This is a genomic window from Streptomyces sp. NPDC026659 (genome assembly GCF_040638245.1).
Classification (GTDB): domain Bacteria; phylum Actinomycetota; class Actinomycetes; order Streptomycetales; family Streptomycetaceae; genus Streptomyces.
In genome coordinates, this window is record NZ_JBEZXY010000001.1 from 560,056 (window position 1) to 577,650 (window position 17,595).

Here is a 17,595-nt window from a genome sequence, read left to right on the forward strand (position 1 = left end):
GTGGGAGGACGGGTACGGGCCTTCGCGCGAGGACGCGAGGTGGTGACCGGGCGGGGCCGGACACACGGGGCCGCGGGGGTCAGGGGGCTGTCGGGCCGGTGGGCCTCGAGGGCTCGAAGTAGCCCGCCCCGGTGAAGAACTCGACGTGTTTGCGGAAAAGTGCGCGGTCGGCGGGCGGGCAGGTGATGCCGCTGCCCGCCAGTGCCGCCGCCGTCTCGCTGTCGTCGACGGGCGGATAGAAGGTGTCGGGGTGGGCCGCCATCACCTCGAAGGCGTCGAGCAGCGGCAGGAGCGCGTTCTCGGGGTCGGCGATCACCAGGTCGCGCCAGGTGTCCAGGTCGCGTTCGGGCAGCGCGTACCCGGTCTCCCGCAGCTCCCGGACCATCTCGCCGAGGGTCAGGCCGTCGTGGCTGCACACATGGAAGGTGCGGCCGCTGTTCGCGTCCTGCCGGGAGAGATGCAGGATCGCCGCGCTGGTGTAACTCACCGGCATCAGCCGGAAGGTGACCGGGATGTCGCCGGGCACCGCCCCCGCCTGGAGCATCCCCTTCAGGCTGAGCCAGACGAAGTCGCGGGCCTGGCAGGCGCCCGTCTCCGCGTCACCGGCGATCAGATCGACGCGGTACACCGACACGGGCAGACCGCGCTCGCGGGCGAGGCCGATGATCTGCTCGGAGACCCACTTGCTCTGGGTGTAGCCGGTGGGCAGCGTCTCGCCCGGCCCGGTCGGGTCGGTGGTCCGCAGCGGCACACCGCCGGTGTCCCGGCCGACGTACACGCCCAGCGTGGACACATGGTGCACGGGGACCGTGCGGTGCCGGGCGGCCAGGCGCAGGATCTCCTCGGTGCCGCCGACGTTGGCGGCGCGTACGACGGCGTACGGCCGTACCCAGTTGACGGCGGCGCCCGCGTGGTACACCGCGTCGACCGTGCGGGCCAGGGTGTCGAAGTGGTCCGGGGCCAGGCCGAGGGACGGCTCGGCGAGGTCGCCGACGACGACCGAGAGGCGGTCCTCGTCGACGGCGTCCCGGATGCCGTACCAGTCCAGGTTGGCGTGCAGCCTGGCCCGTGCGTCGGCCTCGTCGCGCCCGCGGACCAGGCAGTGCACCCGGGCCGAGGTCGTGCGCATGAGGTCGCGCAGCAGATAGGCGCCGAGGAAGCCGGTGGCGCCGGTCAGCAGCACCTCGCCCGGGTCGGCGGCGACGCGGACGACCTCGGCGGCGGGCCTGATGCCGTCGGCCAGGCGGATCTCCGCCGCGAAGTCCACGGCGGCGGCCTGGCCTTCCCGCCCGCCGTGCCGTGTGCCACTCGCCTCGGCCAGCAGGAAGTCGGCGAGTCCGGTGAGGGTGGGGTGGTCGAAGACCAGGGTGGTGGGCAGGCTCAGGCCGGTGAGGGCGCCGAGGCGGTTGCGGAACTCCACGCCCGTCAGGGAGTCGAAGCCGAGGTCGGAGAAGCGCTGCCCGGTGTCGAGGCCGGTGGGGTCGGCGTGGCCCAGGACGGCGGCGGCCTCGGCGCGCACGATGTCCAGCACGCGCGCGTGCTGCTCCTCCGGAGGCAGTCCCGCCAGGCCGTCGCCGAAGGAGTCCGCCGCGGCCCCGGAGTCGCGGGCGGCGGGCCGTACGGGCGTACGCAGCAGGGAGCGCAGCACCGCCGGTGCCAGGCTCGCCTGGCCGCGCAGGGCGTTCAGGTCGAGAGGCGCGGCGACCACGCAGGGCCGGCCCGTCCCGAACGCGGCGTCGAGCATCGCGGGGCCCTCGGCGGAGGCGATGGGCGGATATCCGGCGCGCGCGATGCGCTCCAGGTCGGCCGGGGTCAGCTCGCCGCCCCCGCCCGCACGGTCCCACAGGCCCCAGGCGACCGACGTGGCGGCCAGTCCCAGGCCCGTGCGGTACTCGGCGAGGGCGTCCAGGAAGGTGTTCGCGGCGGCGTAACTGGACTGGCCCGCGCCGCCGATGACCCCGGCGAGCGAGGAGAACAGGACGAACGCCGACACGTCGAGGCCGCGGGTCAGTTCGTGCAGGTTCCAGGCCGCGTCGGCCTTCGGGCGCAGCACCGACTCCAGGCGTTCGGGTGTGACGGTGGTGATCAGCCCGTCCCCGAGAACGCCCGCCGCGTGGACGACTCCGGTCAGCGGCCGGTCGGCGGGCACGGCCGCCAGCAACTCGGCCAGTGCGGCACGGTCGGCGACGTCGCACGCGGCCACGGTGACCCGGGCGCCGAGCGCGGACAGCTCGGCCACCAGCGCCTCGGCGTCCGGGGAGCCGGGCCCGCGACGGCTGGTGAGCAGCAGGTCGCGCACACCGTGCCGGGTCACCAGGTGCCGGGCGAACAGCGCGCCGAGGGCGCCGGTGCCGCCGGTGATGAGGACGGTGCCGTCGGGGCGCCAGTGGGGTACCGAGGGGGCGGCGACATCTGACGTACCGTCAGAAATGGCCGGAGCGCCGCCGCTACCGGTACGCCCCGTCGGCACCCTGCGCAGGCGTGGGAGCAGGACCCGGCCCGAGCGGACGGCGGCCTGGGGCTCGGCGGAGCGGAGCAGGGCGGAGAGTGCCGTCGACGGCGTGTCCTCGTCGAGGTCCACCAGGACGAAGCGTCCCGGGTTCTCGGACTGTGCCGAGCGGATCTGGCCCCATACGGCCGCGGCCGCCGGGTCGGTCACCGGGCGCCCGTTGGCGGCGACGGCACCCCGGGTGACCAGGACCAGCGGGATACCGGTCAGCCGCTGGTCGGCGAGCCAGTCCTGGACCAGGGCCAGCACCTCCCGCGTGTGCCGGTGGGCGGCGCCGGGGCCGTACGCGGAGGCGTCGGGGGCGTCGGTGTGCCCCGGACGCGGGTCCGTGTCGACGTCGTGGCGCACCGCGTCCACGGGGATGCCCGCCTCGACCGCCTTGGCGAGGTCGGCCGGGTCGGCGTAACCGGTGGCGCCCAGGGTCGCCCAGTGGACGGGGGTGGGCGGCTCGTCCAGGGTGATCGGGGTCCAGTCGGTGTGGAACAGGGCGTCGTGGACCCGGGTGCGGGCGCGTTCGACGGTGTCGGCGGTGACGGGCGTGAGCGTGAGGGCGCGGACGGTCGCGACCGGCTGCCCGGTGCGGTCCGCCAGCCGTACCGACAGCTCGCCGCTCTCCGACATGACGAGCAGCGCCCGTACGGCCGTTGCGCCCGAGGCGTGCAGCTGGACACCGGTCCAGCGGGTGGCGAGCAGGGGGCCGGAGCCGGTCGTCAGAGCCGCCCGCACAGCCCCGTCCAGCAGCGCGGGGTGCAGTCCGAAGCGGGCGGCGTCCGCCGCGGTCCGCTCGTCGAGCTCCACCTCGGCGTAGGTCTCGCCCTCGGACCCGCGCCACAGACCGGTGAGCCCGCGCGGTCGGGGCCCGTACGCCGTATCCGCCTCGGCCGACGGCTCGTACGCGGTGTCGGGGTCCGCCGGGGCCGCGTTCACCGATGTCGCGTCCACCGGGGCCGCGTTCACCAGCGCCACATCCACCGGTGCCGCGTCCGTCGGCGGCCACGGCAGGAGCGGTTCGGCGGGCGCGGGGCCGCGCAGGCCGAGGGTGCCGGTGGCGTACTCGGTCCACTCGGTGTCGCCCGCCTCGGGCCGGGCGTGCACGGAGAAGGGCCGCCCCTGCTCGCCCGCCTCCCCCACCTTGACCTGTACCTGCACGGCGCCCTGCGCGGGAAAGGCCAGTGGCGTGAGGACGTTCAGTTCGTCGACGGCGGTGCAGCCGACGTCGTCGGCGGCCCGCAGCGCCAGTTCGACCAGCACGGCCGGCGGGAGGACCACGGCGCCTGCCACGGTGTGGTCCGCCAGCCACGGCTGGAGGCGGGGCGAGAGGCGGCTGGTGAACAGGGTCTCGTCGGTTCCGGCCACGGTGACCGCGCCGCCCAGCAGTGGATGCCCGGTCGCCGCCATGCCCAGGCCCGCCGCGTCCTGGGCGCGGGCGCCGGAGGAGAACCAGAAGCGCTCGTGCTGGAAGGCGTACGTCGGCAACGGCACGCGCCGCGCCCCGAGGCCGGTGAAGACGGTGGCCCAGTCGACGCGCACGCCCCGCACCTGGAGCGCGGCGAGGGAGGCCAGGAAGCGGTCGGCGCCGCCCTCGTCGCGGCGCAGCGTCCCGGTGACGACGACGGAGTCGCCCAGGTTCTCCTGGAGCGAGGAGGTGAGCACCGGATGCGCGCTGACCTCGACGAAGACGCCGTGGTCCTGGGCGGCCAGGGCCTGCACGGAGCGCGCGAACTCCACCGGGCGCCGCATGTTGGCGTACCAGTACCCGGCGTCGAGCCGGGCGGTGTCCAGCCAGTCCCCGGTCACGGTCGAGAAGAACGGCACCGAGCCCGTCCGTGGCCGTACCGGGGCCAGTGCCGCCAGCATCTCGTCGCGAACGCGTTCGACCTGGGGCGAGTGGGAGGCGAAGTCGGTCGGGAAGCGCTTGGTGCGCGCCCCGTCGGCGGCGCACTCGGCGATGAACTCGCCCAGGGCGTCCCGCTCCCCGGCGACCAGGACCGAGGTGGGGCCGTTCTCCACGGCGACCGAGAGCCGCCCCTCCCACTTCTTCAGCCGGGCCTCGGCCTCGGCGCGCGGCAGTCCGACGGCGCCCATCCCGCCCGTGCCCTGAAGGGTCAGGGCGATCCGGCTGCGCAGGGCGATCACGCGTGCCGCGTCCGGGACGCTCAGCCCTCCGGCGACGCAGGCCGCCGCGATCTCGCCCTGGGAGTGCCCGACGACGGCCGCGGGTTCGATGCCGTACGAACGCCACAGGGCCGCGAGGGAGACGTGCACGGCGAACAGGGCGGGCTGGACGACGTCCAGCCGTTCGAGGTCGGGTGCGCCCTCGGCGCCGCGCAGCACGTCCTCCAACGACCAGTCCACGAAGGGTTCCAGGGCCCGTGCGCACTCCGCGACGCTGCTCGCGAAGACCTCCGACGTGTCCATCAGCGCGGTCGCCATCCCGGCCCATTGGCTGCCCTGGCCGGGGAAGACGAAGACGGTCCTGCCGGCCTCACCGGCGACGCCCCGCACGAGGTTGCCCGCGGACTCACCGGCGGCCAGCGCGTCCAGTCCGGCGAGCACGTCCTCGCGTTCCCGGCCGACGACCACGGCACGCTGCTCCAGGGCGGCGCGGGTGGTGGCCAACGAGTGGGCGGTGTCGAGCAGTTGGGCGCCGGTGGCATGGCCTGGCGTCGTCTCGTCGCGCAGGTGGGCGGCGAGCCGGGCCGCCTGTGCCCGCAGTGCCTGCGGGGAGCGGGCCGACACGGGGAAGGGCAGGGGCGCGAAAGGCTCAGGGGCCTCCTGTTCGGCCTCCTCTTCCGGTGCCTGTTCCAGGATGACGTGGGCGTTGGTGCCGCTGGCGCCGAAGGCGGACACCGCAGCGCGGCGCGGCTCGTCCGTGCGCGGCCACGGCCGGGTCTCGGTGAGCAGTTCGACGTCGCCCGCCGACCAGTCCACGAACGGGGTGGGCTCGTCAAGGTGGAGCGTCCTGGGCAGGACGCCGTGCCGGAGGGCCTGCACCATTTTCACCAGACCGCCGACGCCCGAAGCGGCCTGCGCGTGGCCGATGTTGGACTTCAGTGAGCCGACCAGGAGCGGCCGCCCCGCGGGCCGTGCCTGCCCGTAGGTGGCGAGCAGGGCCTGTGCCTCGATGGGGTCGCCCAGACGGGTTCCGGTGCCGTGCGCCTCGACGGCGTCGACCTCCGCCGGGGTGAGGCCGGCGTTGGCCAGCGCCTGCCGGATGACGCGCTCCTGCGACGGCCCGTTCGGCGCCGTCAGGCCGTTGGAGGCGCCGTCCTGGTTGACGGCGCTGCCCCGGACGACCGCCAGTACGGTGTGCCCGTTGCGCCGCGCGTCGGAGAGCCGTTCCAGGACGACCAGACCGGCGCCCTCGGACCAGCCGATGCCGTCGGCGGCGGCGGAGAACGGCTTGCAGCGGCCGTCCTCGGCGAGTCCCCGCTGCCGGGAGCCGTCGATGTAGCCGCCGGGGTGCGCGGAGATGTACGAGGCTCCCGCGAGGGCGAGGATGGACTCGCCCGAGCGCAGCGACTGGGCGGCCAGGTGCAGGGACACGAGCGCGGAGGAGCAGGCCGTGTCGACCGACACGGAGGGACCTTCGAGGCCGAGGACGTACGAGATGCGCCCGGACGCCATGCTGCTGAGCTTGCTGGTCATCTGGTAGCCCTCGAACTCCTCCGGGGCGTCCAGGTCCAGATAGCTCTGCTCGACCAGGCCCGCGAACACGCCGGTCCTGCTGCCCTTGAGGGCGAGCGGGTCGATGCCCGCGTGCTCCAGCGCCTCCCACGCGGTCTCCAGCAGCACCCGCTGCTGGGGGTCCATCGCGAGGGCCTCGCGCGGCGAGATGCCGAAGAAGGCGGCGTCGAAGCGGGTGGCGGAGTCGACGAAGCCCGCCTGGCGGATGTAGATGCTGCCGGGTTTGGCCGGGTCGGGGTCGTAGAGGGCGTCCAGGTCCCAGCCGCGGTCGGTGGGGAAGTCGGATATCTCGTCGCGCTCCTCCACGGCGAGCCGCCACAGCTCGTCGGGGGACGCAGCGCCGGGGAAACGGCACGACATGCCGACGATCGCGACGGGCTCCCGGCCGCCCGCCTCCAGCTCGGCGACGCGCCTGCGGGTCTTCTCCAGGTCGGCGGTGACCCACTTCAGGTATTCGACCAGCTTTTCTTCCTTGGACATGTGCTGCCCGCTCTCCTTGTGGTGAACCTGGTGGTGAACCTGGTGGTGAGCCCTGTGGTGAGGCTGGTGAGTCGTCATCGGCCGGACCCGCGGCCCAACTCGCTGTCGATGAAGTCGAAGATCTCGTCGGCCGACGCGGTGGCGATCCGGCTCGCCGCATCCTCGGGGCCCTCCTCGGGCCGTTCCTCCGCCGCGGAGGGGACGAGCCGGGTCAGGATCGTTCGCAGGCGGGCGCCGACAGCCGTGAGGTCCAGGTCGGCCACGCCGGGCCGCAGTCCGGCGACGGTCGCCTCCAGCCGGTCGAGCTGGGTGAGCAGGGACGGCGGCCGCGCCGAGGTGCCGCCCTGCTCGTCCGCCGAGGCGGCCGCGCCGAGGAGGTACCGGATGAGGGCGGCGGGCGAGGGGTGGTCGAAGACGACGGTGGCGGGCAGGCGCAGACCGGTGGCCGCGCCGAGCCGGTTACGCAGTTCCACGCCGGTCATCGAGTCGAACCCGGCTTCCTGGAAGGAGCGTTCGAGCGCGACGGCACCGGGGTCGGTGTGTCCGAGGACGGCGGCGACCTCCTGGCGCACCAGTTCGCGTACGACCTGGTGCCGCGCGTCCTCGTCCAGTCCGGCCAGGCGCCGCACGAGCGCCCCGCTTCCCGCTCCGGTCTCGTCACCGGCGTCGGCGCCCACCGGCGCGGGCTCGGGCCGCAGCCGCTCGCGGACCAGGCCGCGGAAGAGCGCGGGCACGCCGTCCTCCTGGGAGCGCAGGGCGGACGGGTTGATCCGGGCGGCCAGGAGGACCGGGGTGCGGTCCGACCGCTCCGCCCGGGAGCCACCGCCCGTGGCCGCATGCCGGAGTGCCGCGTCGAAGGCCGCCGTGGCCTGCGTGAACGTCAGGGGCAGGAACCCGGTCCGGTCCCCCCGCCCGCGCCCCGCACCGGCCTCCGGCACCGGCTCCGGCTCGTCCCACGGGCCCCAGACGAGCGACAGGGACGGCAGGCCGTCGGCCGCGCGCCGGTGGGCGAGGGCGTCGAGCCAGGCGTCCGCCGCCGCCCGGTACACCCGGCCCGGCCCGGCCACGGTGCCCGCCGTGGACGAGAACGTGACGAAGGCGGACAGGGCGGTGTCCCGCGTCAGTTCGTGCAGGTTCCGTGCCCCGTCGGCCACCGTCCGCAGCACCGCGTCCAGGCAGTCGACGTCCAGTCCCTGGATCGTTCCCCCGCCGACGGGACCGGCGGCATGGACGACCGCGGTCAGCGGGCTCTCCCCGGGAACCCTGGCCAGGACCGCGGCGAGCGCGTCCCGGTCGGCGAGGTCACAGGTCTCGAAGACGGCCTCGGCACCCAGTTCCCCCTTCAGCTCGGCCGCCAGCTCCGCCGCACCGGGCTCGCGCCCGCTCTCGGGTCCGACGAACAGCAGCCGCCGTACGCCGTACCGGGCGGCCAGGTGCCGGGCGAACAGGGTGGCGGGGGCGCCGCCGCCGGTGACGAGGACGGTGCCGTCGGGGTCGAGGACGGGTGCGGGTGACGCGGCGGAAGCGGGGAGCGCGACGGTCGCGGGTGACCCTGCGGTGGTGGGCGGGGCGGGGACCCGTGCCAGGCGGGGTACGAGGAGCCGGCCGTCCCGCAGCGCCGCCTCGGGCTCACCGGAGGAGAGGAGGGAGGCGAGAACCGAGCGGGCGGGGGACGCCTCCGCTCCGGTTCCGTTGTCAGGGGTGTCGTCGTCCAGCAGGACGATCCGGCCGCCCGCCTCCGACCGCGCCGCACGCAGCAGGCCCCGTACGGCCGCGGCGGCCGGGTCGACGGCGGCCGCGTCGCCTTCGGTGGCCACGCCTCCCCGGGTCACCACCAACAGCCGTGTCCCGGCGAGGCGTTCGTCGGCCAGCCAGTCGCGCACCAGGGTCAGCGCGCGACGCGTCCCGTCGTGCAGGGCGGCCGAGGCACCCCCGTCTCCCGTGGCGGGCCACGGCACGACGACGGCGTCGACGGCCGCACCCGATGCGACGGCGTCGCCGACGGCGTCCAGGCTGCCGTACCCGTCGGGCCCGTCGGAGCCCTCGGAGCCGTCGGGCCCGAGGACCGCCAGGGAGAAGGGGTCCGTGGACCCGGCCCCGGCCGCCTCCGTCCACTCCAGCCGCAGCAGGTCGTCCTCCGTTCCGCCCGCCGGAGCGACGAAGAGTTCCTCCGGAACGTCCCGGTACTCCAGGGAGTCGACGGTGGCGACCAGCCCGCCGTGTTCGTCGGTCAGCCGGACGGCCAAGGTGCGCTCACCGGTCTCGGTCATGAGAGCCCGGACGGCGGTGGCGCCGGTGGCATGCAGTCGTACGCCCCGCCACTCGGCCGGAACGGTCACGCTGTCCGTTCCCTCGCCGAAGGGGTGACCCTGGAGCACGGCGTCGAGGAGCGCGGGGTGCAACCCGAACCGGTCGGCGTCCTCGGCGAGTTCGGCGGGCAGCCGGACCTCGGTGGCCGTGCCGTCGCCCGTGGGGTCGTGGTCCGGCCGGGGCGCGCTGTCCGTGCCGAGGCGGCCGTGCGCGTACGCCGTCCACGGCGCCTCGCCCTGCCCGTCGTGCTCCGCCTCGGGGCGGGCATGCACGGTCAGCGGCCGCCCGCCGTCGGCGTCCGGCACTCCGACCCTGACCTGGAGCTGCATCGCGCCACGCGTGGGCAGCACGAGCGGCGCGGTCAGCGACAGTTCCTCCAGTACGACGACCCCCGCCTCGCGACCGGCCCGTACGGCCGTCTCGGCCAGGGTGGCCGCCGAGAGGACGACGTTGCCGAGCACGGTGTGCCGTGCGAGCCACGGATGCGTACGGGTGGACACGCGGCTGGTGAACACGAGGTCGTCGCCGCCCGCGAGGAGGAACGCCGTACCCAGGAGGGGGTGACCGGTGGAGCGCGTGCCCGCACCGGGGTCGGGCTCGGATTCCGGGGCGAGCCAGTAGTGGTCGCGCTGGAAGGCGTAGGTGGGCAGGTCGACGCGGTGGGCGCCGGTGCCGTCGTAGAAGGCATGCCAGTCCACCGTCGCCCCGCGCGTGTGCACCAGGGCCACCGCGTTCAGCAGCGCGCCCGGCTCGGACCGGCCGCGCCGGATCAGCGGGAGGGCAAGACTCTCCCGGTCGGCGTCCAGGGAGTCCTGTGCCAGTACGGTCAGGACGGCGTCGGGACCGACCTCGACGAAGGTCGTGACGCCATCGGTTTCCAGGGCGCGTACGGCGTCGGCGAACCGGACGGGCTGCCGCACGTGCCGCACCCAGTAGTCGGGATCGGTCAACTCGTCCGGATCGGCCATCTCACCGGTCAGCGCCGACACCACAGGGATGCGCGGTGCCTGGTAGTCCAGCCCCGCGATCGCCTGACCGAACTCCTCCAGGACCGGGTCCATCAACGGGGAGTGGAAGGCGTGCGACACCGACAACTTACGGGTCCGGCAACCGCGCGACCGCAATACATCCACTACCGCGTCGACGGCTGCTTCCTCGCCGGAAATCACCACAGCGCGAGGGCCGTTGATCGCGGCGATTCCCACCAGGCCGCCATCAGGGAGGAGTTCGAGGACCTCCTCCTCCGTCGCCTCCACTGCCACCATCACGCCACCCGTCGGCAGCGCCTGCATCAACCCCGCACGAGCCGCCACGAGCACACAGGCGTCCTTGAGCGACAGCACACCCGCGACATGAGCGGCGGCAATCTCGCCCACCGAGTGCCCCGCAACGACGTCCGGGCGAAGACCCCAGGATTCCAACAGGCGGAACAAGGCCACCTCGAACGCGAACAGCGCCGGCTGGGCAAATCCCGTCTCGTCCAGACCCTCACCACTGGCCACCACGTCCCGCAGGGGACGCGGCAACAACGCGTCCAGCCCCGCGCACACCTCATCGAACGCCCCCGCGAACACCGGGAACGCCTCACCCAACTCCCTTCCCATGCCAACTCGTTGAGCACCCTGACCGGTAAACGCAAACGCCGTCCGCCCCCGACGCACACCGGACGACACACCTGCGCCATCTGCCAACGCCCTCAGCCCGGACAGCAGTTCATCGCGGGTGCTGCCGACGACTGCGGCACGCTGCTCCAGCGCGGCACGAGCCGTGGCCAGGGAGAAGCCCACGTCGACGGGGGCGAGATCGGGGCGTCCGGTGAGGTGCTCGTGCAGGCGCCGCGCCTGGGCGCTCAGGGCTGTCTCGTCCCGCCCGGAGACGAACCACGGCACCGGGCTCGCCGGGTCACCGTCGACACGCGCGGGGTAGGTCGCGATGTCGCCCTGCTCGACGATGACGTGCGCGTTCGTACCGCTGATCCCGAACGAGGACACCCCGGCCCGGCGAGGACGACCGGACTCCGGCCACTCCCGCTCCTCCGTCAGCAGTCGCACCGCACCCGTGTCCCAGTCCACGTGCGGCGACGGCTCGTCGGCATGGAGGCTCTTGGGAAGGGCCGCATGGCGCATGGCCTGTACGACCTTGATGATGCCGCCGACGCCTGCGGCGGCCTGGGTGTGGCCGATGTTGGACTTCAACGACCCCAGCCACAAAGGGTGTTCATCCGGCCGGTCCTGGCCGTAGGTCGCGAGCAGCGCGTGCGCCTCGATCGGATCGCCCAGCACCGTCCCCGTACCGTGTGCCTCCACCGCGTCCACATCCGCGGCTTCCAGCCCGGAGTTGGCGAGGGCCTGCCGTATGACGCGTTCCTGTGCCGATCCGTTGGGCGCGGTGAGGCCGTTGGACGCGCCGTCCTGGTTCACCGCCGAGCCGCGAATGACCCCCAGAACCTGGTGACCGTTGCGCCGGGCATCGGACAACCGCTCCACGAGCAGCAGCCCCACACCCTCCGACCACCCCGTGCCGTCCGCCGCGGCCGAGAACGACTTGCACCGCCCGTCCGGCGCGAGCCCGCGCTGCCGCGAGAACTCCACGAAGGCCTGGGGCGTGGACATGATGGTCACGCCACCGGCGAGCGCGAGATCGCACTCCCCCTGCCGCAGCGCGTTGGCGGCCAGATGCAACGCCACCAGCGACGACGAGCACGCCGTGTCCACCGTCACCGCCGGACCCTCGAACCCGAAGGTGTACGACAGCCGCCCGGAGGCGATGCTGCCGGCGGTGCCGCCCGCCCGATAACCCTCCAGTTCCTGCGGGACGGCGCCCGGTCCGGAGCCGTAGTCGTGGTACATCACGCCGGTGAACACGCCCGTTCGGCTGTTCCTCAGGGACGCGGGCACGATCCCCGCGTTCTCCAGCGTCTCCCAGGCGGTCTGGAGGAGCAGCCGCTGCTGCGGGTCGGTCGCCAGCGCCTCACGCGGGGACATCCCGAAGAACCCCGCGTCGAACTCGTCGGCGTCGTAAAGGAAACCACCGTGACGGGTGTACGACGTACCCGTGCGGTCCGGGTCCGGGTCGTACAACGCGTCGACATCCCAGCCCCGATTGACCGGGAACTCCCCCACCGCGTCCACACCATCGGCCACCAGCCGCCACAGATCCTCGGGCGAGGTCACTCCGCCCGGGTAACGGCACGCCATCCCCACGATCGCGATCGGCTCGTCCGACGATGTCGCGGACCGCTCCCGTACGGCAGTGGTGGTTCGGGTGCGTTCGCCGGACAGCTGCTCCAGCAGGTGGGTGACGAGGGCCGCGGGGGTGGGATGGTCGAAGACCAGGGTGGTGGTCAGGCGGAGCCCCGTGGCGGTGCCGAGGCGGTTGCGGAGTTCGACGGCGGTCAGGGAGTCGAAGCCCATGTCCTGGAAGGGCCGGTCGGTGTCGAGGTCGTTCGGGGCCTGGTAGCCCAGGACGTCGGCCACCTGCGTGCGGACCAGCTCGGCCACCGTCCGTGCGCGCTCTTCGGGCGACAGACCGGACAGTTGCCGGCCGAGGGGCGTCGTCCTGGCGGGCGAGGAGGCGGAGGTGCCGCGCGCGCCCCGGGGCCGGGCGGGGATGAGCTTGCGGAGTATCGGTGCGGGGTCCGCCTGGGCCCGCAGTGCCGCCGTGTCGAGGCGGGTGATCGCGACGACCGGCTCACCGCTCTCCAGAGCGACATCGAACGACCCCATCGCGTCCTGGGAATCCAGCGGGCGTAATCCCAGGCGCGACAAGCGCCTCAGGTCAGCCTCCGCGAGGTGACCCGTCAGCCCGCTCGACTGCTCCCACAGACCCCACGCCAAGGAGACGCCCGGCAGACCGGCCGCCCGCCGGAACTCCGCCAACCCGTCCAAGAACGCATTTCCGGCCGCGTAGTTCGCCTGACCGGCCGTCCCCAACACACCGGCCAGCGACGAATACACCACGAACGCCGACAGATCACACGACCGCGTCAGCTCATGCAGATTCCACGCCGCATCCACCTTCGGCCGCAGAACCCGCTCCAGTTGCGCCTCCGACATCTCCGCCACAACGCCGTCATCCACCACCCCCGCGACATGGACCACCGCCGACAACGACGTCTCAACTCCGGTGAGAAGCCCTGCCAGCGCGTCCCGGTCCCCCACATCACACGCGGCAAAGGACACCTCCACCGCCCCGAGACTCAGCAGCTCCTCCCGCAGCTCCTCAGCGCCCGGCACATCCCCACCACGACGCCCCACCAACAACAGACGCCGTACTCCGTGCTCAACCACGAGATGCCGGACCAACACCCCGCCCAACGCGCCCAACGCGCCCGTCACCAAAACGGTCCCGGCACCGAACGACACACGCCCACCACCGCGCGCCGCTCCGACCGGCACCAAACGCGGCACGAACAACCCGTCCCCACGCACCGCGACTTGTTCCTCACCACACCCCAACGCACCAGCCAGCAAGGCCGGATCAACATCGAGATCCACGTCGATCAGCCCGAACCGCCCCGGGTTCTCCGTCACCGCCGACCGCACCAGACCCCACACACCCGCGACGCCCAGATCTGCCGCGTCCTCCTCCCCGACAGCCACCCCACCCGACGTCACGAACACCAACCGCGAATCCGCGAACCGCTCACCCGCCAGCCACCCCCGCACCAGCCCCAGAACGTCGGTCAGGGTGCGGCGGGCGGCCGAGGGCACGTCGCCCTCGGCGGGGGACGACACCGGCACGATCACCGTGCTCGGGACGTCCTCCGGCAGCGCGTCGAGGTCCGGCCAGGCGCGGACGGAGTCGCCGAGGCCGAGGGTGTCGTCGCCGATGACGGCGAAGGTGTCTTCGCCGAGCTGCTCGGCGGTGGGCTCGGGCAGTGGCGACCAGTCGATCCGCAGGATCTGGTTCGCGGAGGAACCGCCCGCCGCGCGCAGCGCGTCCTTCGGCAGCGGCCGCAGGGTGAGGACACCGACGGAGGCGACCTGAGCACCCGTGTCGTCGGCCACGGTCACGGATACGGTGTCCGGTCCGGCCTCGGTGAGACGGACGCGGTACGCCGTGGCCCCGGTGGCGTGCACATCGACGTCCGACCAGGCGAAGGGCAGCCGGTCAGGGGCGTCCCCGGCGACTCCGGGCAGCAACGGGTGCAGGGCGGCGTCCAGCAGGGCGGGGTGCAGGGCGAAGCGGACGGCACCGGCGCGCTGTTCCTCGGACAGGGCCACCTCGGCGTACAGCTCGCCCTCGTCACCCCGCCAGAGGCGGCGCAGCCCCTGGAACGCGGACCCGTAGCCGTAACCCGCTTCGTCGAGCCGCTCGTACGCCCCGTCAAGGCCGACCTCCACCACACCCGCAGGCGGCCAGGCCATGGCCCAGTCGAGGCCGGGGGTGTCCTGGGCGGCGGCCTCGGCGCTCCGGGCGCTTTCCAGAGACCCTGTCGCGTGCAGGGACCAGGGCTGTTCGAGACCGGTGTCCGTCTCGGGACGGCCGTACACGTCGATCCTGCGCCGCCCCCCGGAGTCGGGCGCACCCACGACCGCCTGCACCTGCACCCCGCCGCGCTCGGGTACCACCAGCGGTGCGGGGAGGGTGAGTTCGGCGACGCGTTCGCAGCCGACCTGCTCCCCGGCCCGCAGCGCCAGTTCCAGCAGGCCGGTGCCGGGGAAGACGGCCACACCGTGCAGGGTGTGGTCCGCCAGCCACGGATGAGTGGCGAGGGAGAGACGGCCGGTGAGCAGCGTGCTGTCGCCGTCGGCCTGTTCCACGGCCGCGCCCAGGAGCGGGTGTCCGGTCGGGACCAGGCCGAGGCCGCCCGCGTCGGCGGGCTCGGGGTCCGGGGCGAGCCAGTAGTGGTCGCGGTGGAAGGCGTACGTCGGCAGGTCGACGCGGTGGGCGCCGGTGCCGTGGTAGAAGGCATGCCAGTCGACCGGCGTTCCGCGCGTGTGCAGCAGGCCGACCGCGTTCAGGAGCGTGCCCGGCTCCGGCTGCTTGGCGCGCAACGCGGGTACGGCCACGACGGCGTCGGGGTTGCTCAGCACGGCGCCGGCCATCGCGGTCAGCACACCGTCCGGCCCCAACTCAAGGAGTGTGGTGACGCCTTCGGCTTCCAGGGCGCGTACGGCGTCGGCGAACCGGACGGGCTGCCGGACGTGCCGCACCCAATAGTCGGGCTGGCTCAGCTCATCGGGGTCCGCCATGTCACCGGTCAGCGCGGACACCACCGGAATGCGCGGCTCTCGGTAATCCAACCCCTCGATCGCCCGCCCGAACTCCTTCAACATCGGTTCCATCAACGGGGAGTGGAAGGCATGCGACACGGACAGCTTCCGGGTCCGGCGACCACGCGAGCGCAGCACCTCCACCACGGCGTCGACGGCTGCTTCCTCGCCGGAAATCACCACAGCGCTGGGGCCGTTGATCGCAGCGATTCCCACCAGGCCGCCATCAGGGAGGAGTGCGAGGACCTCCGCTTCCGTCGCCTCCACTGCCACCATCACGCCACCCGTCGGCAGCGCCTGCATCAACCTCGCACGAGCGGCCACCAGCACGCAGGCATCTTCAAGCGACAGCACACCCGCCACATGAGCCGCAGCCACCTCGCCCACCGAATGACCCGCAACAACATCCGGCCGTACACCCCACGACTCCAACAGCCGGAACAACGCCACCTCGAACGCGAACAACGCCGGCTGCGCAAACCCCGTCTCATCCAGACCCACACCACTGGCCACCACATCCCGCAGCGGACGCGGCAACAACGGGTCCAGCCCCGCGCACGCTTCATCGAACGCCCCCGCGAACACCGGGAACGCCTCGCTCAACTCCTGACCCATACCGATCCGTTGAGCACCCTGACCGGTAAACACAAACGCCGTCTGTCCCTTACGTGCCGAGGGCGACACACTCGCGCCGTCGACCAGCGTCCTCAGTCCGGACAGCAACTCCTCACGGGTGCCGCCGACCACCACCCCGCGCCGCTCCAGCGCGGCACGACCCGTCGCCAGGGAGAAGCCCACATCCACGGGGTCGAGATCGGGGTGACCACTCACGTACTCGTGCAGTCGTCGCGCCTGAGCGCGCAGGGCTGTCTCGTCCCGCCCGGAGACGAACCACGGCACCCCAGGCAACTCCCTGGCAGGCGACGCGGGTTCGGCCGTTTCCTCGGTCACGGCCTCCTCGACGATCACATGCGCGTTGGTGCCGCCGAAGCCGAACGAAGACACCCCGGCCCGGCGAGGACGGCCGGACTCCGGCCACTCCCGCTCCTCCGTCAGCAGCCGGACCCCACCCGCGTCCCACTCCACATGCGGCGACGGCTCCTCCGCGTGCAACGTGCGCGGCAACACACCACGCCGCATCGCCTCCACCATCTTGATCACACCACCGACACCCGCAGCCGCCTGCGCATGACCGATGTTCGACTTCAACGACCCCAACCACAAAGGAAGTTCAACCGGCCGGTCATGGCCGTAAGTCGCCAGCAGAGCCTGGGCCTCGATCGGATCACCCAGCACCGTCCCGGTGCCATGCGCCTCCACCGCGTCCACATCCGACGCGACCAGCCCCGCACTCGCCAACGCCCGCCGAATCACCCGCTCCTGCGCCGGACCATTCGGAGCCGTCAACCCATTCGACGCACCGTCCTGATTCACCGCCGAACCACGAATCACCCCCAACACCTCATGGCCGTTACGACGGGCATCCGACAACCGCTCCACCAACAGCAGCCCCACACCCTCCGACCACCCCGTACCGTCCGCCGCCGCCGAGAACGACTTGCACCGGCCATCGGTGGACAGACCCCGCAGCCGCGAGAACTCGATGAACGCCACGGGAGTTGACATGACGGTGACTCCGCCGGCGAGGGCGAGATCGCACTCCCCCTGGCGCAGCGCGTTGGCGGCCAGATGCAACGCCACCAGCGACGACGAGCACGCCGTGTCCACCGTCACCGCCGGACCCTCCAGCCCGTACGTGTACGCCAGCCGCCCGGCCGCGATGCTGCCCGCGCTCCCGCTGAACAGGTAACCCTCGAAACCGTCCGGCGGCAGTTGGGCACGGGAGCCGTAGTCGCCGTACATGACGCCGGTGAACACGCCGGTGGAACTCCCCCGGAGCGTCTCGGGGTCGATGCCGGCCCGTTCGAACGCCTCCCAGGCGGTCTGGAGGAGCAGGCGCTGTTGCGGGTCGGTCGCCAGGGCTTCACGCGGGGACATGCCGAAGAACCCCGCGTCGAACTCGTCGGCGTCGTAAAGGAAACCGCCCTGACGCGTGTACGACGTACCGGTGCGGTCCGGGTCCGGGTCGTACAACGCGTCGACATCCCAGCCCCGGTTCCCCGGGAACTCCCCCACCGCGTCCACACCGTCCGCCACCAGCCGCCACAGATCCTCCGGCGAGGTCACACCACCCGGGTAACGGCACGCCATCCCCACGATCGCGATCGGCTCGTGCGCCTTCTCCTCGGCCTCGTGCAGGCGTCGGCGTGCGTCACGCGCGTCCGCTATGGCCCGCTTGAGATAGTCGCGAAGCTTGTCCTCGTCAGCCACGTGCTCTCAACTCTCTGGGATGGGGTTGATGGCAGGTCGGGTCCGGGGTCGGTCGGACCG

2 protein-coding genes are annotated in these 17,595 nt (G+C 73.0%); both read right to left on the reverse strand.

The genetic code is table 11. From position 1 onward, the window contains the following. Positions 1-79 precede the first annotated feature (79 nt). Positions 80-6,676: a thioester reductase domain-containing protein gene (locus AB0E91_RS02600; protein WP_361773981.1), complete on the reverse strand. Its 6,597-nt coding sequence runs from the start codon at positions 6,674-6,676 to the stop codon at positions 80-82. A 74-nt stretch (positions 6,677-6,750) separates the two neighbouring features. Then, on the reverse strand, positions 6,751-17,535 hold the full coding sequence (locus AB0E91_RS02605; protein ID WP_361773984.1) for a type I polyketide synthase: 10,785 nt from the start codon (positions 17,533-17,535) through the stop codon (positions 6,751-6,753). Positions 17,536-17,595: the final 60 nt, after the last annotated feature.

Coding starts and splice junctions, on each gene's coding strand:
- AB0E91_RS02600 (WP_361773981.1), bottom strand. CDS start 6,676: ATGTCCAAGGAAGAAAAGCTGGTCGAATACCTGAAGTGGGTCACCGCC.